31 protein-coding genes are annotated in these 23,428 nt (G+C 42.4%); 13 read left to right on the top strand and 18 right to left on the bottom strand.

The genetic code is table 11. The annotated features are described in order from the left end of the window. Positions 1–33 precede the first annotated feature (33 nt). On the top strand, positions 34–276 hold the full coding sequence (gene acpP / locus R2I63_RS01975) for an acyl carrier protein (protein ID WP_316358273.1): 243 nt from the start codon (positions 34–36) through the stop codon (positions 274–276). Positions 277–492: 216 nt separating this feature from the next. On the opposite strand, the gene R2I63_RS01970 is transcribed toward acpP, so the two are convergent. The 7 genes from R2I63_RS01970 to R2I63_RS01945 are packed head-to-tail and all read right to left on the bottom strand — an operon-like array spanning position 493 to position 5,227. Continuing rightward, complete coding sequence (locus R2I63_RS01970) at positions 493–816, bottom strand: hypothetical protein (protein ID WP_316358271.1); 324 nt, start codon at positions 814–816, stop codon at positions 493–495. Beyond that, positions 773–1,054, bottom strand: coding sequence for an MFS transporter (locus R2I63_RS10560; RefSeq protein WP_445083653.1), 282 nt, complete (start codon positions 1,052–1,054; stop codon positions 773–775). The genes R2I63_RS01970 and R2I63_RS10560 overlap by 44 nt, the downstream gene beginning before the upstream one ends. After that, the gene (locus R2I63_RS01965) at positions 1,023–1,190 is read right to left on the bottom strand and encodes a hypothetical protein (RefSeq protein WP_316358270.1); all 168 of its coding nucleotides are present in this window, start codon (positions 1,188–1,190) and stop codon (positions 1,023–1,025) included. The genes R2I63_RS10560 and R2I63_RS01965 overlap by 32 nt, the downstream gene beginning before the upstream one ends. Then, positions 1,174–2,406 (bottom strand): MFS transporter, encoded by a 1,233-nt coding sequence (locus R2I63_RS01960; protein WP_316358269.1) that lies wholly within the window; start codon positions 2,404–2,406, stop codon positions 1,174–1,176. The genes R2I63_RS01965 and R2I63_RS01960 overlap by 17 nt, the downstream gene beginning before the upstream one ends. A gap of 59 nt (positions 2,407–2,465) precedes the next feature. Continuing rightward, positions 2,466–3,248: an ABC transporter permease gene (locus R2I63_RS01955; protein ID WP_316358267.1), complete on the bottom strand. Its 783-nt coding sequence runs from the start codon at positions 3,246–3,248 to the stop codon at positions 2,466–2,468. Then, the gene (locus R2I63_RS01950) at positions 3,245–4,132 is read right to left on the bottom strand and encodes an ABC transporter permease (protein WP_316358265.1); all 888 of its coding nucleotides are present in this window, start codon (positions 4,130–4,132) and stop codon (positions 3,245–3,247) included. Before R2I63_RS01950 ends, R2I63_RS01955 begins: the two co-directional genes overlap by 4 nt. Positions 4,133–4,135: 3 nt before the next feature. Continuing rightward, the gene (locus R2I63_RS01945; RefSeq protein ID WP_316358262.1) at positions 4,136–5,227 is read right to left on the bottom strand and encodes an ABC transporter ATP-binding protein; all 1,092 of its coding nucleotides are present in this window, start codon (positions 5,225–5,227) and stop codon (positions 4,136–4,138) included. Between the two features lie 199 nt (positions 5,228–5,426). On the opposite strand from R2I63_RS01945, the gene trxB reads away from it, so the two are divergent. Continuing rightward, a complete protein-coding gene (trxB, locus tag R2I63_RS01940) occupies positions 5,427–6,377 on the top strand; it encodes a thioredoxin-disulfide reductase (protein WP_316358260.1) in 951 nt (316 codons plus the stop codon). Next, positions 6,374–7,180, top strand: coding sequence for a hypothetical protein (locus R2I63_RS01935; protein ID WP_316358259.1), 807 nt, complete (start codon positions 6,374–6,376; stop codon positions 7,178–7,180). The genes trxB and R2I63_RS01935 overlap by 4 nt, the downstream gene beginning before the upstream one ends. A gap of 6 nt (positions 7,181–7,186) precedes the next feature. Here the strand turns inward: R2I63_RS01935 and acpS are convergent, their stop codons facing one another. Next, on the bottom strand, positions 7,187–7,558 hold the full coding sequence (gene acpS / locus R2I63_RS01930) for a holo-ACP synthase (RefSeq protein WP_316358258.1): 372 nt from the start codon (positions 7,556–7,558) through the stop codon (positions 7,187–7,189). Continuing rightward, on the bottom strand, positions 7,555–8,658 hold the full coding sequence (locus R2I63_RS01925) for a PIN/TRAM domain-containing protein (RefSeq protein ID WP_316358257.1): 1,104 nt from the start codon (positions 8,656–8,658) through the stop codon (positions 7,555–7,557). Before R2I63_RS01925 ends, acpS begins: the two co-directional genes overlap by 4 nt. A gap of 112 nt (positions 8,659–8,770) precedes the next feature. Between R2I63_RS01925 and R2I63_RS01920 the strand changes: the two genes are divergently transcribed. After that, the gene (locus tag R2I63_RS01920) at positions 8,771–9,265 is read left to right on the top strand and encodes a hypothetical protein (RefSeq protein WP_316358256.1); all 495 of its coding nucleotides are present in this window, start codon (positions 8,771–8,773) and stop codon (positions 9,263–9,265) included. On the opposite strand, the gene R2I63_RS01915 is transcribed toward R2I63_RS01920, so the two are convergent. After that, positions 9,266–9,670 (bottom strand): 23S rRNA (pseudouridine(1915)-N(3))-methyltransferase RlmH, encoded by a 405-nt coding sequence (locus R2I63_RS01915; RefSeq protein WP_316358254.1) that lies wholly within the window; start codon positions 9,668–9,670, stop codon positions 9,266–9,268. 56 nt (positions 9,671–9,726) lie between these two features. Between R2I63_RS01915 and lgt the strand changes: the two genes are divergently transcribed. After that, positions 9,727–10,596: a prolipoprotein diacylglyceryl transferase gene (lgt, locus tag R2I63_RS01910; protein ID WP_316358253.1), complete on the top strand. Its 870-nt coding sequence runs from the start codon at positions 9,727–9,729 to the stop codon at positions 10,594–10,596. Here lgt and R2I63_RS01905 read toward each other — a convergent pair. Further along, complete coding sequence (locus R2I63_RS01905) at positions 10,541–12,415, bottom strand: hypothetical protein (RefSeq protein ID WP_316358251.1); 1,875 nt, start codon at positions 12,413–12,415, stop codon at positions 10,541–10,543. The genes lgt and R2I63_RS01905 overlap by 56 nt on opposite strands. A gap of 147 nt (positions 12,416–12,562) precedes the next feature. On the opposite strand from R2I63_RS01905, the gene R2I63_RS01900 reads away from it, so the two are divergent. The 6 genes from R2I63_RS01900 (at position 12,563) to R2I63_RS01875 (ending at position 16,044) form a co-directional block, all read left to right on the top strand. After that, complete coding sequence (locus tag R2I63_RS01900) at positions 12,563–12,763, top strand: hypothetical protein (RefSeq protein ID WP_316358249.1); 201 nt, start codon at positions 12,563–12,565, stop codon at positions 12,761–12,763. Between the two features lie 12 nt (positions 12,764–12,775). Next, a complete protein-coding gene (locus tag R2I63_RS01895) occupies positions 12,776–12,901 on the top strand; it encodes a hypothetical protein (protein ID WP_316358247.1) in 126 nt (41 codons plus the stop codon). Then, a complete protein-coding gene (locus R2I63_RS01890) occupies positions 12,888–13,238 on the top strand; it encodes a hypothetical protein (protein WP_316358245.1) in 351 nt (116 codons plus the stop codon). The genes R2I63_RS01895 and R2I63_RS01890 overlap by 14 nt, the downstream gene beginning before the upstream one ends. Positions 13,239–13,343: 105 nt before the next feature. Then, the gene (gene ssb, locus R2I63_RS01885; RefSeq protein ID WP_316358243.1) at positions 13,344–13,796 is read left to right on the top strand and encodes a single-stranded DNA-binding protein; all 453 of its coding nucleotides are present in this window, start codon (positions 13,344–13,346) and stop codon (positions 13,794–13,796) included. Beyond that, positions 13,796–15,274 (top strand): leucyl aminopeptidase, encoded by a 1,479-nt coding sequence (locus R2I63_RS01880; RefSeq protein ID WP_316358240.1) that lies wholly within the window; start codon positions 13,796–13,798, stop codon positions 15,272–15,274. The genes ssb and R2I63_RS01880 overlap by 1 nt, the downstream gene beginning before the upstream one ends. After that, a complete protein-coding gene (locus R2I63_RS01875) occupies positions 15,262–16,044 on the top strand; it encodes an RluA family pseudouridine synthase (RefSeq protein ID WP_316358238.1) in 783 nt (260 codons plus the stop codon). Before R2I63_RS01880 ends, R2I63_RS01875 begins: the two co-directional genes overlap by 13 nt. 180 nt (positions 16,045–16,224) lie before the next feature. Here the strand turns inward: R2I63_RS01875 and R2I63_RS01870 are convergent, their stop codons facing one another. The 3 genes from R2I63_RS01870 to R2I63_RS01860 form a co-directional block, all read right to left on the bottom strand. After that, on the bottom strand, positions 16,225–17,001 hold the full coding sequence (locus R2I63_RS01870) for a hypothetical protein (RefSeq protein WP_316358236.1): 777 nt from the start codon (positions 16,999–17,001) through the stop codon (positions 16,225–16,227). 239 nt (positions 17,002–17,240) lie between these two features. Further along, positions 17,241–17,888 carry a hypothetical protein gene (locus R2I63_RS01865; RefSeq protein ID WP_316358235.1) on the bottom strand — a complete coding sequence of 216 codons (648 nt, stop codon included), beginning with the start codon at positions 17,886–17,888 and terminating at the stop codon, positions 17,241–17,243. A gap of 89 nt (positions 17,889–17,977) precedes the next feature. Next, positions 17,978–19,282, bottom strand: coding sequence for a peptide MFS transporter (locus tag R2I63_RS01860; protein ID WP_316358233.1), 1,305 nt, complete (start codon positions 19,280–19,282; stop codon positions 17,978–17,980). A 140-nt stretch (positions 19,283–19,422) separates the two neighbouring features. Here R2I63_RS01860 and waaC point away from each other — a divergent pair, with 140 nt between their 5' ends. After that, positions 19,423–20,457: a lipopolysaccharide heptosyltransferase I gene (gene waaC / locus R2I63_RS01855; RefSeq protein ID WP_316358230.1), complete on the top strand. Its 1,035-nt coding sequence runs from the start codon at positions 19,423–19,425 to the stop codon at positions 20,455–20,457. Between the two features lie 43 nt (positions 20,458–20,500). On the opposite strand, the gene R2I63_RS01850 is transcribed toward waaC, so the two are convergent. Genes R2I63_RS01850 through R2I63_RS01835 form a run of 4 tightly spaced genes read right to left on the bottom strand, consistent with a single transcriptional unit; the run spans position 20,501 to position 22,719 of the window. After that, the gene (locus R2I63_RS01850; RefSeq protein ID WP_316358225.1) at positions 20,501–20,974 is read right to left on the bottom strand and encodes a zinc-binding alcohol dehydrogenase family protein; all 474 of its coding nucleotides are present in this window, start codon (positions 20,972–20,974) and stop codon (positions 20,501–20,503) included. Beyond that, complete coding sequence (locus R2I63_RS01845) at positions 20,971–21,096, bottom strand: hypothetical protein (RefSeq protein WP_316358221.1); 126 nt, start codon at positions 21,094–21,096, stop codon at positions 20,971–20,973. The genes R2I63_RS01850 and R2I63_RS01845 overlap by 4 nt, the downstream gene beginning before the upstream one ends. A 56-nt stretch (positions 21,097–21,152) precedes the next feature. Next, positions 21,153–22,262, bottom strand: a complete 1,110-nt coding sequence (locus tag R2I63_RS01840; protein ID WP_316358220.1) for a phosphotransacetylase family protein — start codon at positions 22,260–22,262, stop codon at positions 21,153–21,155. Continuing rightward, the gene (locus tag R2I63_RS01835; RefSeq protein WP_316358218.1) at positions 22,255–22,719 is read right to left on the bottom strand and encodes an NUDIX hydrolase; all 465 of its coding nucleotides are present in this window, start codon (positions 22,717–22,719) and stop codon (positions 22,255–22,257) included. The genes R2I63_RS01840 and R2I63_RS01835 overlap by 8 nt, the downstream gene beginning before the upstream one ends. A gap of 82 nt (positions 22,720–22,801) precedes the next feature. Here R2I63_RS01835 and R2I63_RS01830 point away from each other — a divergent pair, with 82 nt between their 5' ends. Continuing rightward, positions 22,802–23,419: a MazG family protein gene (locus R2I63_RS01830; protein WP_316358216.1), complete on the top strand. Its 618-nt coding sequence runs from the start codon at positions 22,802–22,804 to the stop codon at positions 23,417–23,419. Positions 23,420–23,428 lie beyond the last annotated feature (9 nt).

Below are 23,428 nucleotides of genomic sequence, written 5' to 3'. Positions count from 1 at the left end.
TTTGAACATGTTTGAAAGAAGGAAATTTGTTTTATGTCAGTAGAACAAGAAGTGATTGATATCATTGTTGAACAACTCGGAGTAGACCTCGAAGAGGTTTCTGTGGAAAAATCTTTTGTAGAAGACCTAAATGCGGATTCTCTAGATCTTACAGAGTTAATTATGACCTTTGAAGAGAAATTCGGTTTCGAGATCTCTGAAGGGGAAGCAGAAAAGCTTCGAGTCGTTGGAGATGTCGTCAAGTTTGTTAATGAAAAGAAAGTTGCTGCTAAATAATTAGCATTCAACCTCTTATAAAAATCGCACTACTTCTTAGGTAATGCGGTTTTTTTTTGTGCAAAACCCAAAAAATAATATGAAGCTGAGAAAGAAAGATATTGCGGTCAATTAGTACATTGAGCTGAGATTGATTCCCCCTATAATTCCTCCCAAAATCGTGGCTAGAATAAATCCTACTGATCGGGCAGACTGGCTAATTCCCATGACTTTCCCTTAAACTGCTGCTGGGGCATTAATCGAAATAAGGTTTAGCGTATTTGGCCAAGAAAAGGCAGCAGGGATGGATGCAATCATAAACAGGATTGTAAAGAGAAAAAAAGATGAGGATAGGGCCATTCCGAGGAGGCAAAGGGTGCCCAGAGCATTTGCACCTATGATCCAGGGCGAGGGTGCCACCTTTTGAATGATGAAATTGTTTACAAAGTATTCCCCAAACATCCAGCTTAAGCCAGTGATAATCACGATGATTGAGAAGTTTTTTGCGCGCGTCTTTTCATCGGGAGATAGATCGGCAATAGAGGCTAGGCAGATACTCAAATTTCCTGCAAAAATCTGTAATGAGTCGTGTGAGAATTAGGAGGATATAACTGTGAATCAAGATACTAAATCCCGAGAGAATGAAACCGACAATGACTCCTGTAATCGTGATATAAAAGGCGCGTTTTCTTCCAAAACGATCTGCGATATCTCCTAAAAATAGGGCGCCAATAAATTGACCTAAGGGAAAAAGATCGAGGGCAACCCTAAGCATTAAGTTTTTTGATACGCTGCTCATTGCTGCTGTTACCATACCCATAGGGAGGATCGATAAAAAGAGGTCCAAAGATTGCAAAAATCACTGCAAAGGCAAAGTTGTCAATGAATAGGACAAAGTAAACTGGTGGAGAAGAAGCTTTAGGCTGCTCTTTCATATGTTTCGTTGGAGTGTTTGGTGAAGGTTCTTAAGATGGCAAAGGAGGCTAGAATGAGAAAAGCTGCCATCGGATAGACGAAAGTAATATTGATTCCTGCGAGTGTTCCAGCTAAAAGGGGGGCAAACATAAACGCAATCGATGCAAATGATTGAGAAATCCCCATGACTTTTCCTTGCATTTCTTCTGGAGCCACTAGTGAGATTGTGCTAAGTGCATTTGTCCAGGCAAGAGCTCCAAATACGGAGGCAATCAATGCAAAGATTGCAAAAGGGACAAAAGGTGTCATTAGAGAGCAAAGGGTAAATACGATGAATAGTCCCCCCGTGCCGATTTGAGCTATTTGTCTTGCTTTGAAACGTTTTAAAAGTATCTCGTTAACACACGAGCTTCCAAGAGACCAAACGACTCCCGTTGATGCCAGCAGTCCGAAGAGAATCTCGTGAGAAACAGTGTAGCGAGAAAGGGTATAAGGATTAAGCCATAGGAGATTGATTCCCCAACCCATCATCATCATCAGATAGTAAAAATAGAGAGATCTAAGACCCTTAATTTTAAAACAAGCGGCAATATGGCGCATTCCCTTGAAGGGATCGAAGTAAAACCTTTCGTTATTTGTATTTGTTTCATGAAAAAAGAGACGAAGAATGACTAGGCTCAAAAGAGCAAAACCTGTGGTAATCCAAAAGGGGATCTCGGGTGATAATGACTTTGAAAATATCCCTCCAACCAAGATGGAAACAATCCAACTCAAACCTCCCAACGTCGCAATGATTCCATAGGCTTTTGAACGGCTTTTTTCGTCAGAAGAGAGATCAGATAAAGAGGCCATGCATATTGTACGGTTACTTGAAAACATTCCTGTCAAAATCCTACTAACCAATAGAAGAGGAAAGTGGTGGGTCAAAATTGCTATTCCAGATAGAAAATATCCAACTGTCACTCCACTGTTTAATATATAAAAAGTTCTTTTTCGTCCAAAATGATCTGCAAAATCTCCGAATATAGGAGCAAAGATCAGTTGCATTAAAGGGTAGACGGCAAATAATACCGCTAGTGATAAATGACGCATTTGGAGCGAAGTCTCTGAAGAAAACATCTTGAAATCAGAACTGAGAAGCAAAGGCCCAAATAGACCAAAGACGATCGCATATCCAAAATAATCAAGGAAGTATGCGAAATAGATTGCAAAGAGAGATTTCTTCCGATTTATCACAAACAAGGCTCCGTCTACTCCCTCTTATTTGCTTTCTGTCTTTAAAATTCAACAAATATTTACAGAATGCGAGAGCGGATTTTTGGAGAGAAGAAGAGCATCACAAGGAGGCTGCTGAGAAGAAGAAGAATTGTGGATAAAGCATTAACAATAGGGGAGACACCTGCGCGAAGGGTCGATAGAAGATAGAGCGAAAGGGTTTGGATTGAAGTGCCAGCGCAGAAGTACGAAAGGATGAAATCATCGAAGGAAAGGATGAAGATAAGGAGCCCCGTAGCGAGAAGCGTTGGGCGGAGGAGGGGAAGTGTAATTTTGATAAATGTTTGGAGGGAGCTTGCTCCTAATGCTTCGGATGCTTCAGTGAGGCGCTTATCAAGTTGAAGGAAGCGCGTATAAAGAATAGGGATGACAAAGCCGAGGCCAAGAACAGTATGTGCGACGATAAGGGTAGTAACTCCAAGCTCTACTTTGAACAGTGTAAAGTAGCTGAGGAGGCTGATTGCGAGCATTGTTTCGGGAATGATGAGGTTTCCATAAAAAAGAGGAAGCGCTTTCTGGATTTTGCCACCTTGGGCTCGGAAGAAAATCAAGAGTATTCCGAGAAGAAGACTTAAGGATGTCGAAATCATGGCAACCGAAAGGGAGTTTATAAAGGAATTCCACAATGTAGAAGAGCAAAATAGCTCTTGATACCACTTCAAGGTAAAGCCATCCCAAGGAGAGGGGAAGCTCTTTGTATTGAAGGAGAAAACAATCAAAATAAGGATAGGGAGATATAGAAAGAGGTAGGAAAAAACTACAGCAGAGAGTCCTCCAAATTTCCCTAGGAATTTCCAGTTCATTGAAGCCCCCTTAAGAGCATTTTAGACACCTTTCTGAAGGCAAAATAAATGAACATGACTGCAACAACAAGTGCAAGACAGCTTAGGACCATAAAGGCTGCTCCAAGCCCTCCAGTTTCATTCCCTAGAACATATTGTGAGACCACATTCCCCACAAAATATGTCTTATCTCCTCCCATCAATTCGGGAATAATGAATTCTCCAAAAGAGGGGATGAAAACAAGGAAAAATCCTGCTCTTACAGCGGGGAGAGTCATAGGAAGCATTACCTTTTTGAAGGTTTCAATCCAAGAGGCTCCCAGGTCATCCGACACCTCTAAAAAGCAACGATCAAATCTCTCAAGTGTTGAGAAGATAGGAAGCACCATGAAAGGGAGATAGCAGTAAACCATCATCAAAATAATCGCAAAAATCGAATTCAGGAAGTGCATAGGCTCTTGGATCAGACCCATCTTTTTTAATAAGGTATTTAGAAACCCCTCTCGTTCAAGGACAAAAAACCAGGCATAAACATGCAGAAGAAAGTTTGTCCAAAAGGGGACGATCAGAAAAAATAGCATGAGTGTTTTATACTTGCCTGCTTTAAATGCGATGAAATGGGCGAGTGGATAGGCAATAACCAGGCAAAGCAGAGAGGTTGAAAAAGCCAAAAAGATTGAGCTAAAAATAACTGTTAGGTGGGTAGAGGAGAAAAGAGGAATGAAATTCTTAAGGGTTACCCCCTGGATACCCCCTTCTTCCGAAAGAATGAAGATACTACTCACCATCATTAAAAGCAGAGGCAGATAGAAAAAGATAACCTGCCAAATCAGTGCTGGAGAACCGATGACGAAAGCGCTCTCTTTTTTTGATCTTTGCTGAATCCGTTGGAACAGGGCATACATCGTTTAATTCTCCAAAAGCAATGCATTTTCTTTTTGCCAGCAGAGGTAAACTTCATCATCATAATCGATATCTTCATGGGGAAAGTGTTCTTCGTTTTGTTCAAAGACTTGCAGCTTAAACTGGTTGTTTACAATGACATTGTATTGGGTTGAGCGCCCATGGTAGACAATTTGGGAAACCTCACCTTTTATCGTATTGGTAAAGTTCTCAACGGGCTTTTTTGAGATGTAGATTTTTTCAGGGCGCATACTGAGAGCTGCGGTACATCCATCGAACATCCAGCCCTTTTTTTGAGGAATATAGACTTTGAACTTTCCTAGATGAGGGATGTCTATTTCAGGATCAGTGTCAATGTTATGGAGAGTTCCGGTTAAAATATTGGTAGTGCCTACAAATTTGGCAACAAAACTTGAAACAGGGAATTCATAAATTTCTTGAGGTGTTCCAATTTGTTCAATATCTCCCTCTTGGTTCATAATTGCCATTTGATCAGCAACTGTGAGAGCTTCAAACTGATCGTGGGTTACGTATACGAAGGTGGTCTTAAGCTTATCTTGGAGTTCAATAAGTTCAATGAGCATTTTTTCCCGAAGCTTAAAGTCCAGAGCGGCTAGAGGCTCATCTAAGAGGAGGACCTCTGGCTCATTAATAATAGCTCTAGCAAGGGCGACTCTTTGTTGCTGCCCCCCTGATAGCTGGGAAGGGAATTTAAAAATATGATTTTCCAGGTGGAACGCTTTTAAAATTTTAATCACCCGTTGCTCAATTTCCTCTTTAGGAACTTTTTGAATTATGAGGCTGTAGGCGACATTACTAAAGACGTTGAGGTGAGGAAATAAAGCATAATTTTGAAAGACAATATTAATTTTTCGTTTGTTGACGGGAATATGGGTAATATCGGTATTACCTAGATAAATGACTCCAGAATCAGGGGCTTCAAAACCCGCTATAAGTCTCAGAAGTGTCGTTTTTCCACATCCACTTGGACCTAAAAGAGCAAAAAACTCCCCAGAGGGTATTGTCAAATTGATTTTATTGAGAATGACCCCTTCGTCCTGAGATTTGGTCATCTCTTTTAGGCGTATGCTTCTCACATGCTTCTCCGTATTATGGGTGATATTTTACTGTTTATACGATTATTTTGGTAGAGACACTTGGCAAAATTCTTGATCAGTCGATTTTTGTGGAGTTTTGTGTGTGAAAAGGGCCAAAAAGGGAACATCAGAAGTTTTACAAGTGGCTCGTTAGATTGGTTGTTGTTTTTTTTGTTTGAATTTTGAAGAATGGTTAGCCATGGAACGTAAAAAATTAGTTATTATCGGATCGGGTCCTGCAGGCTTTACAGCAGCTATCTATGCAGCCCGTGCCAATTTGTCGCCTTTAATGTATGAAGGTTTTTTTACTGGCCCCTCCGGAGGTCAGCTCATGACAACCACTGATGTGGAGAATTTCCCCGGGTTTCCTGATGGGATTACAGGCCCTGCGCTGATGGATGCAATGAAAAACCAAGCCAAGCGTTTTGGTACTCAAATTTTAACTGAGGATGTTGATGAAGTAGACCTTTCTGAGCGTCCCTTTAAAATTAAGGGGGGAAAGACGACGGTCCTTGCTGATTCAATTATTATTGCGACTGGAGCTACGGCAAAACGGCTGGACGTTCCTGGGACTTTGGATGGGGAGTTTTGGCAGAAGGGAGTCACTGCTTGCGCCGTTTGTGATGGGGCCATGCCGATTTTCCGAGACAAAGAGCTTTATGTGATTGGTGGCGGTGATACTGCTGTTGAAGAGGCGATTTTTCTCACAAAATATGGAAGCAAAGTCTATATCGTTCACCGAAGAGACGAACTTCGTGCCTCGAAGATTATGGCGCAACACGCGATGGATCACCCTAAGGTTGAAATTCTCTGGAACACCGTCTTGACAAACGTTGAAGGCAGTCATGTTGTAGAAAAGGTCACTCTTCAAGATGTCGATACAAAAGAAGAGTCAAAGCGGGATGCTGCAGGGGTTTTCTTTGCAATCGGGCATAATCCCAATACCGCCTTTTTAAAGGGGCAGTTGAAGACTGATGAGACAGGGTATCTTCTTGTCCAATCGGGCTCAACAGCAACTAATACTGAGGGGGTCTTTGCTGCTGGAGATGTTCAGGATAAAATCTATCGTCAGGCCATTTCTGCTGCTGGATCGGGGTGCATGGCATCGCTTGATGCTGAGCGATGGCTAACAGCAAATGGATTGTCATGAAGAAACTTCTTCTTTCACTCTTCCCTTTTTCGCTTTTTGCTTTTGTTATCGATCCCTATCTAACTCCTATTGCAGAATTTGAATTTCGCCCTGCCTATTCCTACCGCTACTACCCTTCTGTTAACCATGGGGAGAATTCCTCAAGTTACCATTCTCATGATCATTTGATTGATTTAAACCTTGGGGTGAGTTTTTGGCCTAACTGGGACGTTCAGTGCCAAGCTGACTTCTCCCACACACGCAAACTCAATTGGGGAGGGCAGAGAGTGGGCATGCAGCTCCGCTATCTTGTCTGGGATGACGTAGCAGGGGATCCAATCAGCTTGAGCGTAGGTGGGCAAATCTTTTATGTTCCTACTCGTAATATGCGCGATGTAAGCTCTCCCTACCACTCGCAAGGGAACTTTGAATTAGGGGTTGCTGCTGGCAAGGAAATCGATAGTACTTATCAATGGCTATGGCGCTTTTGGGGTTTTATTGGGACTGGCATTGCCAATAGGGGATACCCATGGCTTCGTCCTATCCTTGCCGCGGAAGGAAAGTTTCAACTCCGCCACAAGCTCAAACTCAGTGCCGAGGGATATTTTGGGTTTGGAGATCGCTCTCGTGTTAACATTGACAATTTCAACGGATACGCTAAAGTACAGCATCGATCGATCGATATTGGGCTTAATTATACCTATCTTTTTGAAATTTGGGGTGCGCTCGAAGTGCAATACTCCTTTCAAGTTTACGCCTATTCTTTCCCGCAACATACCAGCATTTTCACAGCTGAATATCGGTTTCCATTCTCGTTATTCTAGATAGGTTCATGAATCTAGCCACAAAGCAACAGCGTTTGCGTACTTTTTGCAATGACTTATTGAGACAAGCATTTGAGGAAAATGGAACCTTTCATTGACTCTATCTGAAAATTCGACAAACGGCCTTCCAAGTTCATCGTTAGTAATTTCAATATCATGAAAGGAAATTGATTTACCAAAACCCATGCCGAGGGCTTTGGCGATCGCTTCTTTTGCAGAGAATCTTCCTGCAAGATGGACCGCAGAGTCCTTATGCCCTAGGCAATATTCCAACTCTGTCTCCGTAAAGACTTTTTGGTAGAAATGGGTTCCGTGCTTTTCGATCGTTTGTTTGATTCGATCGATCTCAAGAATATCATTACCGACACCTTTGATCACTCTTTCTCTTCATCCTCATCATAGTATTCGTCCTGTTTAGAGAGGACGTCATCGTTTTGCTCTTCAAGGCCTTCTTCAAAAGCGTTGCAGAAGATCATTCTACCTGAAGAGGTGTGTTTTACGGAAAGAACTTGTGCATCAATAACGTCGCCGATGAAGTTTCCTCCACCATTAATCACAACCATGGTCCCATCGTCCAGGTACCCGACCCCTTGGCGAGGCTCTTTTCCATAGCGTTGTACTTTAATTTTGATCATCTCTCCTGTTTCCATGAGAGGTTTGAGGGCATTGGATAAAGAATGGAGGTTAATGATTTGAACCCCTTCAATCGAGGCCATTTGGACACGGCTGATATCAGCAGTTAGAATATTACCATCGATTAAACGAGCTAACCGGATGAACTTACTTATCGTATCTTTCACTTCAGGGAAGTCAGTATCGTTAAAACGGAGTCCCAGATGGCCGAGTTGTTCCATTTTTTTGATCACCTCTAGACAGCGACGCGCTTTTGACTTTGTCATGTCATCTCCTGTTTCTGTCTGGGTATAGAGTTCTTTAATAATGAAGCGAGGAATAACAAGGTGTTGATCCACAATCCCTGTTGAGCAAACATCGATGATTCGAGCATCAGAAAGAACGGAGGAGTCGATCAACAAATCTCGTTTTTTCTGAGCTGTAGGTGCAAATTTCACAAAGGGGATACTAATGTAGAGTTCATCAGATGCTCGAAGGGTCATAATTGATCCCAGATAGGTGCCGAATAGGAATAGCGCAATCTTGATGATTTCAAGAGCTTGAGGAGTTAAGACAAGGGAGATTGAGCTAAGGTCTAAAATGGCATCAAAGATCAAGACAAGAGCTTGCCCCATTAGATAACCGATGAAAAGCCCTATGACTGCAATGTTAAAAGAGCGGAGATTAAACTTTCGGAAAAGGGAATCGAAACCAATGAGCAATAGGCTAAACACGAAACCAATCAAAATACCGATCAATGCATTCGTTGCGAGAAGTCCTTCGGGTCGCGATAGCATGTAAGTTGTCATAAAAAAGATCGAAATAATCGTGAAAAAAATCCGGATAAAGGCTAGAGAAATATTCATCTTAAAAAGCTCCGTTGCGCTATTACTATACCCCGAAACAATCGGGTGTTTGATAATATTTATAGACTTATCTATTCTTATACCAACCAAAGACTTTTTAAAAAGGATTTTTATGAGGCTCAGCTACCGTAGCGCTATTATTTTCTCTGGACTCCTCTGGCTTGCTATTGGGATTCTTCTTCTTTCAAAAGGACTTAGTTATCTAGTTGTAGCAGGAAGTGCTCATTTAGAGGGGACGCTTCAAGGTTTTTCTCTCTTAACGCAGATCGATCGCTTTGTTAAAAATCCTGAGAAATCCGCTATCGTGTTGGTTTCCGTTGGCCTGGTCCTCGGGTTTTTCAAAGGACGCATGGTTATGAAAAAAGCAGTCAATCGGGTTGTTAAGCGTATCCACTCCTTTCCCTCTCCGATTCCAGTCACAGCGATCTACTCTAAGGGATACCTTTCCCTTATTGGAGGAATGACTCTTATGGGAATTTCCCTTAAGTTCCTTCCGATTCCTATTGATGTGAAAGGGTTTATGGATTTTACGGTTGGGACTGCTCTTATAAACGGCGCAATGCTCTACTTTCGAGCTGCTTTTGAGCCTGTTGATAAGGTCGCCTGATTACTTATGGTAGTGGGTTCCTTTATGGATCTGAACAGCTCTGTAAATCTGCTCCAAAAGAAGAAGGCGGATATGCTGATGGGTGAATGTCATTTTCGAAAAGCTGATAGAGTGGGAAGCTCTATGCAAAATATTTGATGGAAGGCCATCAGGGCTGCCAATAACAAAGGTAAGGCGTGATCCTTGCTTTTCAAACTCTCGATAGAGAAAGTCTGAAAAGTCAGGCGAAGTTTGTTGCATTCCATTTGGATCTAAACAGATATACGATCCTTCGCCGTGGAAGTTTTGGTGATCCCACTCAATGGCAATTGAACCTGTAAGCCTTTTTTCATACTCAGCAAGAGCTTTTTGCAGCCAGGGCTCTTTCGTTTTTCCTGGTGAAAATATTTTAATTTTTAATCCCAAATGACTTTTATCCGTTTAACGAGTATGATTATGCATCAAATACCATGGTAGGTTCAATGCAAAATTGGTTTTATTGGGATCCGAATCCCACTCCGTTTGTTGTCCCAGTGATTGATCGCCTGATTGCTTGGTATGGGATTCTGTTTGCCTTGGGTTTTTTTATAGGGTTTTACCTTTTACGTAGCCTATTTAAACAGTATCTTCGCACTTGCACCGGCTGGTCAGAAGAGGAGCTAAAGAAAAAATCCTTAGCTTTTTCTGAAAAGCTGACAGTGTATGTCATTATTGCGACAGTGGTGGGGGCACGGCTTGGTCATATTTTGTTCTACGAGAGGTGGAGTGACTATTTTCTCCATCCGATGGAAATTATAAAGACGTGGGAAGGGGGTCTTGCTAGCCATGGAGGGGTTATTGGGATTCTTCTTGGAATTGTCTTCTTTTTCTTCAAAGTTCGAAAAAGCTTTCCTTTTCTCTCAATCACCCGAATTATCGATATGCTTGTTGTACCGGCTCTACTTGTGGGGACTTTTATTCGACTCGGAAACTTTGTCAATCAAGAGGTTTTGGGGACGGTAACAAATGTTCCTTGGGCAGTTGTTTTTGGACATCCCATTGATGGGAGTATTCCTGCTCCCCGTCATCCAGCTCAACTCTATGAAGCAGCTTTTTATTTTCTTTCCTTTTTAGGATTCTGGCGGTTTTTCCCCCGGCTTCTTTATCCAGCAGGGCGACTTTCTGGGATCTTTTTTGTGGTGACGTTTGGGTTTCGCTTTCTCGTGGAGTTTGTTAAAGAGGAACAGAGTCTTTTACTTGGAAATGATTGGCTTACCATGGGGCAAGTCTTGTCTATTCCTATGATTATGTATGGACTTATTCTGCTTTTTCGAAAGGTGCCAGTGGAATCAATTGATTCGAAAGCTTGTTAAGGGCGCTACTTATTTTCTCTTTTGACCACTCGGGATGGTGACGCTTAAGAAGAGCTTTGTGCCAGAGAAGAAATCTTTCGTAAGTTGAAGAGCGTCCATCGGTTAGGGCATGATACCAGTGATACTTATAAAGGATCCAAAGGCGTCCTTTAAGTTCCTCTTCAAAAAAGGAAAGGAGTGGATAAAGCTTCAAAGCATCTTCTATCACATCTTGAATGAACCGTTCATGATCAATAGTAAATTCATCGAGATGAAGCGTTTTCCATTTTTTTTCAATAAGGGCCAATAAAGGGGTTCTCGGATCAAAATGGATTGTCCGAATCAACATATCATTTTGGGCCACCCAAGTATTGACTTTTTCTTTAACCGTAGCCTCATCAAAGGAAGTTGCAATGACTTTTTTGAAAAATTGCAAGGTGCTACTGATAATCATTTTGAAGGATTGTTTTGGATTGTCGATGAGCACATTTCCGAGCTCTTGCTCAAGAATAGGAAGTGCATCAGCTGATGTATACGATAACAGGTTACCCTCTTCCTCAATTGTTTTCCAAATCAGGAGTTCGAACTGCTCAACCTGAGATGATGATAGTGAAGGAAGAGATATTCCCTTAGAGTATGCTTTGACAATGGCATCTTCTATTGAGGAATCTAGAGCTTTTTCCTCATCCATCAAATGCATTTCTGCATTGATAAAGACAAAAAGAGCTTGGTCCATATTTGGAGATACAGCCTTTGTTTTATCTTGTGCGCATTCTTTCACATGGCGAATAGAAGCGCGCAAGGATTCTTCATCCATATTTTTGGGAAGTCCCTCAGCTATTGTATAAAGGGCAAGGATCCGTTGAATAAGTTCGAGACGGTGTTTATCACTTCTTAGAAGAGAATTACATTGCCCCATCTCAATCTGCTGGCGGATAAAGGATTCTATTGTCTTCCGTTCCTTGAGTGAAAAGTGGCAAGCAATGAGAGAGCTGTATTGCAGCTTTTCGGCAAGAAGCATAGAAAGAGTAGAGGTAAGCTGATTTCCCTTTGCTAGAGTCTTAATTTCAAAATAGGCTTTGAGTTTTTTTAAAATTTCCCGTTTGAGCATATAGGGGTCAAGGTTTTCCCCTTTTGCCGTGATTTCGAGCTGCGTTTTAACGATGAGTTTATCAATCTTATCGTATTCGTCATAAGGGCTTTTAGTTTGAAGAGGGCTCAAGTCTCTGAGAAGATGCTTTTGCACGGACCAAATAACTTTTGTAAGCTGATCAATTTCTGGGCATTTGCCTTCAAGAGTGGCAATACATTCCGAGAGCTTTGTTGCGATTTGTTTTGCAATCGTGTAAGGGGGGAGATGCTCAGTTGGAAAGCTTTTCTTCAGGTTCTCTCGAATCATATACTTTAGATTGAGCTTTCCATTATCTTTTAAAGCCTCTTTCTGCCCTTGGATCTTCTCATAGTAATAGCCAACTTTTTCCCAAACCTTTTTAAGAGCAGAAGCTCCAAGTCGATACCTTGGGAATTTTTTCTTAAACTCAGGAAGGATTTTTGCCAAAAGATTGGCTTCAATTTTTCCAGACCATTTAGAAAGAGAACCCGATTCATCAATTTCCCCCTTAATTTTTTTAGAGAGAAATAGACTAAGATCTGAAAAAGGGTTGTAGAAATCATCGGCTTCATCAATAGGGTGAAGCAATGAAGAATCTTCATGGCCTTCTTCTAAAGGAGTAGAGTCTGCTTGATTCAATTCATCATTGGGGAAAGAGAGGCCTGACATAATTGTTTTCCATTTTAATGCTTGAATTCCTCTATGACACCCTAGAGGTTTTTTGTCCAAAAAAAATTATATTTTTTAATAAACATAACTGAAGTTATAAAAATCCTAGTATAGGAATAGTCATTTAGATAATTTCTATTGCAAAATTTAGAAAATAATGAGATAGCGTTAAAGCATCTATAAAATCTCTAACTTGGGGGCTACGTTATGAAAGTTTTCTCCCTACTTTCAACGGCAGTTGTGACAACATGCCTAACTGCTAGTGGCTTCTGCAAAGATGCTCGCATAAGCCAAAATCAGACCTATGGCTCTAGTAGACAAAGCAAAAACATGGATGATCCAAATCAAATGACTCACTCAGTCCATGGGTGTATGTCGGGGTTCTCGATTGAAGCAGAATTTATTTAGTGGAGAGCTCAGATGGATAATCTGCAATATGCGACTCAAAATAGTGCTGTTGCAGGTCCAAACCCTCCCTTCGTGACTTCAGGTCGAGTAAAAGAACCTAGTTTTGAGTTTGATCCAGGTGTACGTGTCGGAATATGACTTTGGAAAAGACAATTGGGATATCTTTCTGCGCTGGACTTATCAGTACACAAGTGTATCTAATAGCGTAAGTACATCTCCAGATCCAGCAGTGTTCTCGTTAAAAGATTTTTCACAGAACTTAGGGGTTTTGGCAACCTCAGTTGCTCAAGCTGGAAAGGCAAGCTGGCAAAATCGACTTAACGTTCTTGATTTTGAAATGGGGTATGACTACTTTTTGAGTCAGCCTGATACGTTTGGCAACAGCTTTACAGAAAAACATGATAACTATGCAAGGCAACGTGCTGTTGGAACGATTGCAGTAGGTCTTGATGTTGGAATCCGCTTCGATTTCTAAGTTGATAAGAATTTCTAATGGCAAAAGCCCAAGAGGAAACTCTTGGGCTTTTTTTGAGGATCCGCTATACTCGGGATTTAAACGATATATGCGAGGAGCGTTCAAATGAATCAGATGGTGATTATGGGACATCTCGGGGCAGACCCCGAAGTCCGTTTTACTTCTGGAGGGCAAAAAGTGACTACACTTCGTGTGGCTGCCAATCAGAGACGTGGTGGAAAAGACGAAACTTTTTGGTGGCGTGTCACCATTTGGGGCGAGCAATTTGACAAAATCATGCCTTACTTCAAAAAAGGAAGTGCAATTGTTGTAAATGGTGAGATGCTTAAGCCTGAAATTTATAACAATAAAGAGGGTCAACCTCAAATCTCTCTGAACCTTGTGGCTCATAATATTTCTTTCCCTCCTTTTGGGAAGAGCGACCGCCAAGAAGAGCAGCAGCAACAGAGCTCCTATTCTCAGCCAAGCGGAGATTTTGGTGGACAGCCTCAGCAAGGTCAAGGCGAACAGCAGCAGCAACAGCCTGCAGGATTTAGTGAGGACGAAATACCGTTTTAATGCAGCTTACCGTTAATCCAAGTGTCTCTAAACGGCCCAAGGCCGACCTAATTGTTGTTCCCTTTTTCAAAACGAAAAAGGAGGTAGAGCCTGCTGTTAATGTTCCCGATCTGAAGGGGACGATTAACCCCATTCTTAAGGCAGGGGATTTCAGCGGAAAAGAGGGAGCTACAATGCTCGCGTATCTTTCAGGAAAAACCGAAAAACGCCTTCTTCTTTTAGGGCTTGGCGCAGCAAAGGACCTGTCCATGGAAGGGCTTAGAAAAGCCTATGGAGCTGCTATGAAGCGGTGCCAAGATAAGGCATGGCCCCATGTTAACTTTGTTTTGCCTAAGTGTGACAAACTAGATATCCATGCTGTAACACGCGCCGTTTCTGAAGGAATCGCTCTCACCTCCTATGTTTTTGATGAATGGAAATCTAAAGATAATAAGAAACCTTTTTATCTCAAAAAAGGGGTTCTTGTTGGAGCGCGCGACTTAGCAGCTTGCAAAAAGACACTGGGGATTTTAAGCGGCGTCAATTTGGCGCGGAACCTCATCAATCGAAATGCATTAGATGTGACACCGCAGACTCTTGGTTTAGAAGCTAAGAGACTTGCGAAACACTTTACTTCTGTTAAAGCAACAGTTTTGACTAAGAAACAGCTCGAAAAAGAGAAGATGGATCTTCTCCTTGCTGTCGGCAATGGTTCTAAAATGGATCCAGCCTTAGTCATGCTTGAGTACCAGGGAGCTCCTCGCTCCGATGATCTCACGATGGTTGTAGGAAAAGGGGTGACTTTTGATACAGGAGGGCTCAACTTAAAGCCCACCAATTTTATCGAAGATATGCGTGCTGATATGGGTGGAGCCGCTGCGGCACTTGGCCTCATCCAGGCCGCTGCAAGTATCAAACTTAAGGCGAATATTGCTGTTGTTGTCCCTACAACAGAAAATGCAATCGATGCCCACAGCTACAAGCCAGGCGATGTCTACCGCTCCCACGCAGGAAAAACGGTAGAGATTACCAACACGGATGCTGAAGGACGGCTTATCCTTGCCGATGCCCTCTCTTATGGACAAAAACATTTTAAGCCCGACCGTATCATCGATATGGCAACCCTTACTGGTGCGATTGTCATTGCCCTAGGCGATCAACGCTCTGGACTATTTTCCAATAATGATAAACTCGCCAAGCTCTGCGAAAAAGCAGGAGAGGCCAGTGGAGAAAAAGTATGGCGCATGCCTCTTGATCCCGAGTATAAGGTGCTGCTTAAATCAAACATTGCAGACATCAAAAATGCTGCCGGCAAACGGATGGCAGGATCGGTGACCGCAGCGATCTTTCTTCAAGAGTTTATCCAGAAGAAAACTCCATGGATCCACCTTGATATTGCAGGGACCGCTTTTTTAGATAGCGCACGTGATTACCATCTTTCTCAAGCAACCGGAGCTGGAGTGCGCCTTCTCATTGAGCTTCTCGAATGTATCGAGTAAAAGAGGAAAGCTCGCTTCTCACTTTTTTAAAAGGGAAAACAGACCTCTCTGGGCGAGAAATCAAACGAGCTCTTGAAAGCGGAGGATGCCGCCTCAACGGGAAACTTGAGCGCTTTGCGTCTACAAAGCTTAAAGAAGGGGACAAAGTCACGTTTCGTCTCCCCAAAGTTCTCAAGAAAGAAACCCTTTCCATTCTCTATCAAGATCCGTCCTTGACCCTCTTTAATAAACCCTCAGGTGTGACAACCACTCCAGAGCCAAGGCATCACCTTGTCCATAGACTTGACAAAGGAACATCGGGAGTCCTTCTCATGGCTCGAACACTCCCCATGAAAAAAGACCTGGAAGCTCTTTTTAAAAAACGAGAGGTGAAGAAAACCTATATTGCTCTCATCAAGGGAGCTCCTCGAAAGGACCAAGGAACAATCGATAACCGCCTATCGAAAAAAGGAACTTTTCACGGTCAGACCCTCTACGGATCTGCGCCAAATGGGCAGAAAGCAATCACTCATTGGAAAATCCTAGAAAAAAGAAAGGGAGCCTCTCTCATCGAGCTCCACCCTGAAACAGGACGTACCCATCAACTCCGCATCCACATGGCAGAGATGGGACACCCGATCCTTGGAGATCTCCAATACGGGCGCGACGTGTCATTTCCTGAGGCTATCGATCGCCTTTGCCTTCACGCTTATCGCCTCGGATTTATCCACCCAAAGACACACAAAAAAGTGCAGGCAACATCACCTTTGCCTGCACTATTTAAACATTGATTTAAAGAGCCAATTGCAAACCCCCTGATGGTCTCTTTTTGGCCCTTTTCTCAAATTTGGCCATTTGAAAAATCACCCTACCCTAAAGGGTATGTGAAATTTTGTCACAGGACCAAATTTGAAAAAACTCCACAAAAATCGACTGATCAGGAGCTTAGCAATTGGCTCTAAAGACCAAGTTTAAGCTTTAACGCCCTTCTGAGGCATCCACTTCTGTCTCAACTGAGATAGATAGTCAGAAGCATTTGACTTTGTTTTTGATAAGAAGTCACCAATTTCCTTTCGCGTTGGAAGTGTGATGTCTCCTTTTCTAACCTTATTTGCACCATATGCAGTCGTGGATAGAAACAATACAGACACGAATAAAGCAAAAGCTTTTTGATTTCTTGAATATCTTTCAGTAGAAGGAGGAGAGATTTCCTCCTCCTTTTTAAATGGGCCCACTAGAACTTGTTGATCTTCATTGAGCTCTTCACCAACAGTAGAAGGAGGAGAGATTTCCTCCTCCTTTTTAAATAGGTCTACTAGAACTTGTTGATCTTCATTGAGCTCTTCACCAACAGTAGAAGGAGGAGAGATTCCCTCCTCCTTTTTAAATAGGTCTACTAGAACTTGTTGACGTGCATTGAGTTCTTCACCAACGTAATTAACTTCTTCTGCCTCAGCTCTTTTCCCGACCGTAATAATTGTTCTAAGTTGCGGTGGGCAATCAGCATGACTGGTAGTTTTGATAAATTCAGATGTTTTATCTGCGTAGAAGATTTCTCCAAAAACCCTATCTGCAGCTCTTGCGATGATCACAAGAGCTTTCTTCTCATCAACTGAGGTTTCAATCATCTTTACAAGATAGGTTTTATCTTTGTGAGTAAATCCTTGTCCTTGGATAAGTTCACTATAATTGGATCTAACCTGATCTAGTAATGGATTTTTTAAATAATTTCCTAATGTTATTTTCATGTTTTCTCTTCTTTATACTTTAACTGGGGCGCCTTGGGGACGCAGTTTTTGTTTCATCTGAGCTAGGTAGTCAGAAAGTGTGATTTTTGTATCAGAAAATAATTATTTAACATAATAGCCATTTGCCCATCCCTAAATTTAGCTCATCTTGCGAGGAGTATAGTGATTGTAAATTTATTTTTCCACTAAAAAGGTGGGCTTAGCCCACCTTGGAATCTTAACTAAGAGTAAAGAAAAGTTTAAGCAGCCGCCGCCCCTTTTCTCCAGTTTCTAAGTTTGTCTAGAGAAGCCTTAAGGTCCTCTAAAGTAGGCATTTTAGGAGCCTTGAGATCATAATGATTAACCATTTTTTTTGCTCCATAAGTAATCGTCATTGTCGCTAGAACGGCCGCAACAAGTAGTGAAGCTTTCTGAGGTCTTGTCCATGCAGTTGTTGTCACAGGAGGGATGATTACCTCCTCTTCTTCTTCTACAGCTTTTTTAGGTGCAGGAAGTCCCTCATGGGCCGCATAAAATGTTGTTTCAGCTTCTTGTAGATTTCCTTTGAAGATAATCTCTTCAGCTTCTTTGATAATATTTCCTTTAATAATGACTTCAAAAAATCGTGTTCCTATAGGAATTGCGCCATTTCCAAAGCGGGAACCTCCAATAAATCCAGCTTTACTTTCTCCCTTATCGTAGTAACGGATTTCATGTCGTGTTTCAGTGTATGCTTGAAAAATAAGTCTTGTTTTTAGTCTAGTTTCAGTAGTGGTAGGAAGTATTTGAAAATGGTATCTCTTATCCTGATACTCTATGACGGCACCCTCCAATAGGGCCGCTTCTTTTTCTTTTAGAGCGCCGGTAACTTTAGATTCTTTAAAGTAATGATTAAAATTAACAGTCATGATTTCCCCATTCTGTTTGTTTGATTTTGGGGAAATCATAACGATAAAAAGACTAAAATTCAATTAAATAACTAGTTTAACTTTAGGCGCTATAGGTAGTCGATATGACGCATATTGTCGAGCTTTTTGCTGAAAAGGACGAGAATGAAAGCTGGGACAAAGGAGGTGACAACAAAAATATCGAAAAAGCTTGAGAGGTGGATCTTAGTCATCCAGCCGGCAACATACCCTCCGAGATAGAACCCAATTCCGATGCAGGCAAACCATACTCCTGTAAGGAGTCCACGATAGCGGTGGGGGCTGAGATGAGTCACAAGTGAGAGACCTATAGGAGCAAGAAAAAGTTCAGCAAGAGCCATGAGACCAAAGGAAGAGATCAAGTAAAAGGGATTCACATGAGCGTGATCGGCGCCTTGGGGAATGTGGGCTGCTGCTCGTTGCATTACGAGGAAGCATAGTCCCATGAAGAATAGGCTGAGGGCTGTTTTCATTGGAGGGCTTGCACTTGATTTTATGCGTCGTAAAAAGAGGTAGAGGGAAGCAAGGGGGAAGGCGAAGACAAGGAGGAAAAAGGTTTCTGCTGAGGTAAACCAAGGGGTTGGAACCGTAAATCCACCAAACGTTCTGTCGGTAAATTTAAGAGCAAACAGGGTCATTGAAGAACCCGCTTGATTGTAGGCCATCCAAAAAAGAACCGAGACAAGAGTCATAATTAATATAACATAGATACGGTTCTTTTCATGTTTTTTGAGGGGAAAGTGATTTGGGTCGTTTTTTTTTGAGACGAAGTAATGGGAGGGAACTTCAAGGTTTTTTAATTTCCCAATCACAGCAAAGTAAGGGACGATACCAAGCATCTGAACACAGCCACACAAGATAAAAACGAGTCTCCAATCAACCGTTTGGAGATAGCCCAGGACGATCATAGCGACGAAAATTCCAACATTGACCGAAGCGTAGTAAATGGAAAATCCTCCCTCACGGATGTGAGGTTTTTTTGCATAGACACTTCCTAAAAGAGAGTAAATTGCAGGGGTAAACAGACCCCCTCCAAAAGCAAGAAGAGCGAGTGCTGGAAGAATGAGAGTCTCGCTCAAAGTTGCTAATAAAAAACATCCTGCAGCTGTCAAAAGCGTTCCAAGGAGTATGGGGCTTTGGTAGTTCCACTTATCAGCAATCCATCCTCCTAAAATAGGAAGTGTAAAAGCGATTCCTGTATATGCGCCAAAAAGATGTGTCGCCTTTGGTGTGGAATATGAAAGGTGTGTCACGAGGTAAAGAACGAGGAGGTTTCCAATTCCCCAATAGGCGAAACGCTGGCACATTTCTGTCAGGGCTAAGAGATACATTTCGCGAGGGTGCTTATTCGAAAAAATAACGTCTTGTCGTTTCATTTATCCTCGTGTAAAACAACGTTTTGAATTCCCTTTCTAGGTATAGCCTCAAAAGGAGATTTAGGCTATGATTTTTCATGGAACATTTTGTACTATATCCGTATATTTTTGAATCTAAATTATTTGATGTCTGAAAAAAGATGAAAATCCTTCTTGTTAAAACATCTTCTCTCGGTGACATCATTCAAGCACTTCCTGTTATTTCTTTTCTTAAGAAAAAATATCCTGAAGCAGAAATTGACTGGGTTGTTGAAAAGCCTTTCAGAGACATTCTAGAAGCCCATCCCGATATCCACACTGTGATTCCTATTGAGATGCGCACGTGGAGAAAAAATCTCATTAAGCATCGAGGTGCTATTCGCTTGGCAATAAAAACGCTGCGCTGCAAACACTATGACATTCTCTTTGATTTGCAGGGAAATATTAAATCTGCGCTGATTACAAAATGTATTCGTGCTAAAGAAAAGGTGGGAACCACATTCAAATCCGCGCCAGAGTGGCCAAATGCTCTGGCTTTAAATTGCCGCTACCCGCTGAATAAAAAGGATCCCATTTCCCTCCAATATCTCTCTATTGCGCAGCAGCATTTTTCCCTAAAACCTTATCCCATCAATACCTCTCTGACTCTCACCATTACTCAAAAGGAATCGGCTTGGTTGCTCTCAGAGTTAAAGGGAGAGCACCAGACGATGATCTGTCCAGGATCTCACTGGGAAAACAAGAAACTTTCTCTTCCGACCTGGATCGAACTTCTCAAAGAGCTTTTGCAAAAGAAAGAAACCCATTTCTATTTTGTTTGGGGAAGTCCTAAAGAAGAGCAAGAAGCTCTAGCTCTTCATGCGCAATTTCCCTCATATAGCACAGTTCTCCCAAAAATGCGTCTTCCTCTTTGGCAGAATTTTATGTCACATATGGACGCGATTTATACCGTTGACTCAAGTGCGCTCCATCTTGCAGCAACAACCTCTGTTCCAACGCTGAGTTTCTTTGGCCCCTCAAGCGCCTCCATTTACAAACCCGCGCAGAATAACCACAAGGCTTTCCAAGGCATTTGTCCTTACGGCAAGACTTTTACCAAAAGATGTCCAGCCCTCCGAACCTGCAAAACTGGTGCCTGCCTTAAAGAGGTACCTACAAAAAAGCTTCTAAAGTCTTCAATAGAACTTAACGAATAGAAAGAAAGACTCTTTTTCCTTGAGTGCCTCTGAGTACAGCTTGTTAAGCCTCAGTGGCCTTTGAAAGAGAAAAGGTTGTTTCTTTGGAAATCGGGAGAGGTGTAAGCTTTTTCCATTCAAATCCTTCCTTGAGGTCGGCGAGAAAGGCCTTGTTTTCTTCAAAGTTAAAGTCAATGGTGTTGATGCTACCAATCACAAGAACTTCTTCATTTGGTTTGATTTGCGCTCGAGAAACAAGGCTGTAATAGGCGGTAGTGTAGGGAAGGGTTTGAGCTCCGGCTTCTTCAGGAGAGAGGTTATTGGGAATCTCGGATAGGGAAGATTCAGGGAGGGTAAGGTGTTCGGCATGGCCTCCATTTCTATCGATTCCTACGGCACCCCCAGTTCCCCACACCTTTTTTCCAATGACGTCAGGGCTTCCTTTGATAACAACTCCTGCAAAATCTCTTCCTGGGATGCGAGGTAGGTGTGTATGAGAAAAGTATCCTAATGCTCCGAGGGCATCACTTGGGTTCATCCCTGAGACATGCACTTCAACAAGGCACTTTCTTTTTTGGGTTTGGGTGCTGGGACTTCAGAAACTTGAAGGTCTAGTTCTTCAAGAGAGGAAAAATGTGTGTTTAGGACAAGTGTTTTCATATCTTTCTATATATAGAAATAAGAGACGAATTTTCACTGAAAATTCGGAGCTGTTTTTAAAGGGTGGAAAGGAGGAGGTCGAAGTCAATGTGGGATTCAACGACTTCGACAGCTTCGTTGATTTTTTCTTTGTCTTCTTTACGGATCTTAACGGTGTAGGAGGTGATCATTTCCATGGCGCGATAGGAACTGACAGGGGCATAGAGCATGGGGATATTGGCTTTTTTGAGTGCCTCGAGGATGGTTTGTCGGGGAGGGGCGTCACCAGTCAGGATGATTCCTACGGAGAGATCTTCTTGAGGGTTGGCAATTTTAACATCCCAGTGTTTGGTTAGGGTGGACAAGATAATATCTTCGCGATTCGAAGGAGTGATGATGAGCTGGTTTGGAAGAATCAGTTCCCGATAGTTTTTGAGGGAAGTGGCCACAAGGCGCATATGGCGAAAATGACGCATGTGGTGTTCTTCCCCGGTGAGCAATGTGGCATTGAAAAGGGACTCATAGTCCTGCATCGTGGGATTACTTAGAAAAGGGTCGAAGGGAATGCAGCCAAGGATTGGAATATTCCAATCGGCGAGCGCTTTTTCCATGTAAGTCAGGACCATGTCTCGTTTATCATCGTGCACGCGGTTTAAGATGATACCGGCAATCCGTACTCCTTCAGCGTCGCAAAGGGCTTTGTTAACGGCTAAGGCATCAAAAGCAGAGCCAAGACCGCCAGAAGCAACAAGAATCATGGGTAGTCCAAGGAGGGATGCCACACGGGCGTTGCTGAAGTTAACAATGGATCCGACACCAACATGTCCTGTTCCCTCAACGACAGTCGCATTGCTTGACTTAGATATTGTTTTATAACTTTCTTCGATTTTCGATTGTAGGTCTTCTTCTTTAACTTTTTCATCGAGGAAATCACGGGTAAACCCTCGTGGAAAAAGAACCGGGCTCATCGTGGCTTCAGCTTGCTTTAGATCAAAATGGTCTTTAAATAGAACCACATCCTTGTCAACATGAACGCCTGTTTCAATCTCTATGTGCTCTTGCCCAATGGGCTTGATAAAGCCCACATTTTTGTGTTTTTTCAATAGCCCTGAAACCAGGCCAAGACAGGTTGTGGTTTTTCCGACGTGTTGTCCTGTCGCTGCAACAAAGAAAGCTTTTTTAGACAATGGCGGCCTCCACTTTTAACAGATGGCGAATTGTATCCTGAGTTTCTTCAAAAATTTCCTCATCACTTTTCATTGCTTCGACCTCTTCTAAGGAAAAGTACTCAATAGGATCAGGGGAATTTGGGGTAGAATCTCCTAAGGGGCTGGCTAGATAAATAAGATCAAGGTGTTGGTGGGCAGGGGTCTCTTTATGCTGGGGGATTTCTTCAATAAGGCACATGTAGGGACGCTCAAAAGAGGAGGCATTCCACCGTTTGACCCAGAGGTTTTCTTGCTTGGTAAAAGAAATCTCAAGTCCTGTTTCTTCCATGACCTCTCGCCGTGCTGCCTCAGGGGGAGATTCATTTTTTTCAATATGTCCACCAGGAGGGAGCCATTTTTGCAATTTTGGATGAAAAAGGAGGAGGACTCTCTCTTCACGCAGGATGTAAACTGAAGTGGTAAAATGACGTTCCATGCCCCCGAGTATATCGCTCGTTTTATTATTTTGCACTGCGTTATTGAAAAACTTATGCAGGCAGTGTATGCTTTGCTGCGTTATGGAAGAATTTGATGAACTTGTAGAAATTGCCGATATCCTTCACGGGCCCGATGGATGCCCCTGGGATCGAAAACAAACATTTCAATCACTCCGTCCTCACGTTCTTGAAGAAGTTCACGAACTTCTTGAAGCTGTTGATGACGATGATACCGAGGGGATGGTTGAAGAACTTGGCGATGTTCTTTTCCAAATTATTTTCTATGGTAAGCTTGGAGAAAAGAACAAACGGTTTTCTCTTGAGGATATCATTACTACCGTTAGCGAGAAGCTTGTCCGTCGCCATCCCCATGTTTTTGGAGATGTCGAGGTCAAGAATGTTGATGAAGTCGTCCATCACTGGGAAAAGGCAAAAGCCAAAGAGAAGAAAGAGCGAAAACACCCCCTTGAGGGAATCCCTAGAACGCTCGGAGCTCTCTCGCGGGCTCAAAAAATCGTTTCCAAAATTATTCGCACTAAGCTTTCATTTCCCCAAAAAGAGCAAAAAGCATCTGCTGAAATCGCAATTGGTGATCAATTCTTAGACCTTGTGATTCAAGCGCAGCAGGAAGGAGTCGATGCGGAAAGCGCCCTTCGAGCTGCTCTTAAAAAATACGAAGCCCTTTTTGATGCTAGTTAGCACCTCAAA

Origin of the sequence: Candidatus Neptunochlamydia sp. REUL1, assembly GCF_963457595.1 — a bacterium.
GTDB lineage: Bacteria > Chlamydiota > Chlamydiia > Chlamydiales > Simkaniaceae > Neptunichlamydia.
This window is presented reverse-complemented; position numbering and strand designations above follow the sequence as displayed.

Bases quoted from the DNA above. Each gene is read 5' to 3' on its own strand.
- R2I63_RS01965 (WP_316358270.1), bottom strand. From the start codon at position 1,190: ATGAAAGAGCAGCCTAAAGCTTCTTCTCCACCAGTTTACTTTGTCCTA.
- R2I63_RS10560 (WP_445083653.1), bottom strand. From the start codon at position 1,054: ATGAGCAGCGTATCAAAAAACTTAATGCTTAGGGTTGCCCTCGATCTT.
- R2I63_RS01950 (WP_316358265.1), bottom strand. From the start codon at position 4,132: ATGTATGCCCTGTTCCAACGGATTCAGCAAAGATCAAAAAAAGAGAGC.
- R2I63_RS01935 (WP_316358259.1), top strand. From the start codon at position 6,374: ATGAAGAAACTTCTTCTTTCACTCTTCCCTTTTTCGCTTTTTGCTTTT.
- R2I63_RS01845 (WP_316358221.1), bottom strand. From the start codon at position 21,096: ATGAAAACACTTGTCCTAAACACACATTTTTCCTCTCTTGAAGAACTA.
- R2I63_RS01875 (WP_316358238.1), top strand. From the start codon at position 15,262: ATGTATCGAGTAAAAGAGGAAAGCTCGCTTCTCACTTTTTTAAAAGGG.
- waaC (WP_316358230.1), top strand. From the start codon at position 19,423: ATGAAAATCCTTCTTGTTAAAACATCTTCTCTCGGTGACATCATTCAA.
- R2I63_RS01920 (WP_316358256.1), top strand. From the start codon at position 8,771: ATGAGGCTCAGCTACCGTAGCGCTATTATTTTCTCTGGACTCCTCTGG.
- R2I63_RS01830 (WP_316358216.1), top strand. From the start codon at position 22,802: ATGGAAGAATTTGATGAACTTGTAGAAATTGCCGATATCCTTCACGGG.
- R2I63_RS01955 (WP_316358267.1), bottom strand. From the start codon at position 3,248: ATGAACTGGAAATTCCTAGGGAAATTTGGAGGACTCTCTGCTGTAGTT.
- ssb (WP_316358243.1), top strand. From the start codon at position 13,344: ATGAATCAGATGGTGATTATGGGACATCTCGGGGCAGACCCCGAAGTC.
- R2I63_RS01925 (WP_316358257.1), bottom strand. From the start codon at position 8,658: ATGAATATTTCTCTAGCCTTTATCCGGATTTTTTTCACGATTATTTCG.
- R2I63_RS01835 (WP_316358218.1), bottom strand. From the start codon at position 22,719: ATGGAACGTCATTTTACCACTTCAGTTTACATCCTGCGTGAAGAGAGA.
- R2I63_RS01860 (WP_316358233.1), bottom strand. From the start codon at position 19,282: ATGAAACGACAAGACGTTATTTTTTCGAATAAGCACCCTCGCGAAATG.
- R2I63_RS01865 (WP_316358235.1), bottom strand. From the start codon at position 17,888: ATGACTGTTAATTTTAATCATTACTTTAAAGAATCTAAAGTTACCGGC.
- acpP (WP_316358273.1), top strand. From the start codon at position 34: ATGTCAGTAGAACAAGAAGTGATTGATATCATTGTTGAACAACTCGGA.
- R2I63_RS01870 (WP_316358236.1), bottom strand. From the start codon at position 17,001: ATGAAAATAACATTAGGAAATTATTTAAAAAATCCATTACTAGATCAG.
- lgt (WP_316358253.1), top strand. From the start codon at position 9,727: ATGCAAAATTGGTTTTATTGGGATCCGAATCCCACTCCGTTTGTTGTC.
- R2I63_RS01895 (WP_316358247.1), top strand. From the start codon at position 12,776: ATGGATAATCTGCAATATGCGACTCAAAATAGTGCTGTTGCAGGTCCA.
- trxB (WP_316358260.1), top strand. From the start codon at position 5,427: ATGGAACGTAAAAAATTAGTTATTATCGGATCGGGTCCTGCAGGCTTT.
- R2I63_RS01900 (WP_316358249.1), top strand. From the start codon at position 12,563: ATGAAAGTTTTCTCCCTACTTTCAACGGCAGTTGTGACAACATGCCTA.
- R2I63_RS01880 (WP_316358240.1), top strand. From the start codon at position 13,796: ATGCAGCTTACCGTTAATCCAAGTGTCTCTAAACGGCCCAAGGCCGAC.
- R2I63_RS01850 (WP_316358225.1), bottom strand. From the start codon at position 20,974: ATGAACCCAAGTGATGCCCTCGGAGCATTAGGATACTTTTCTCATACA.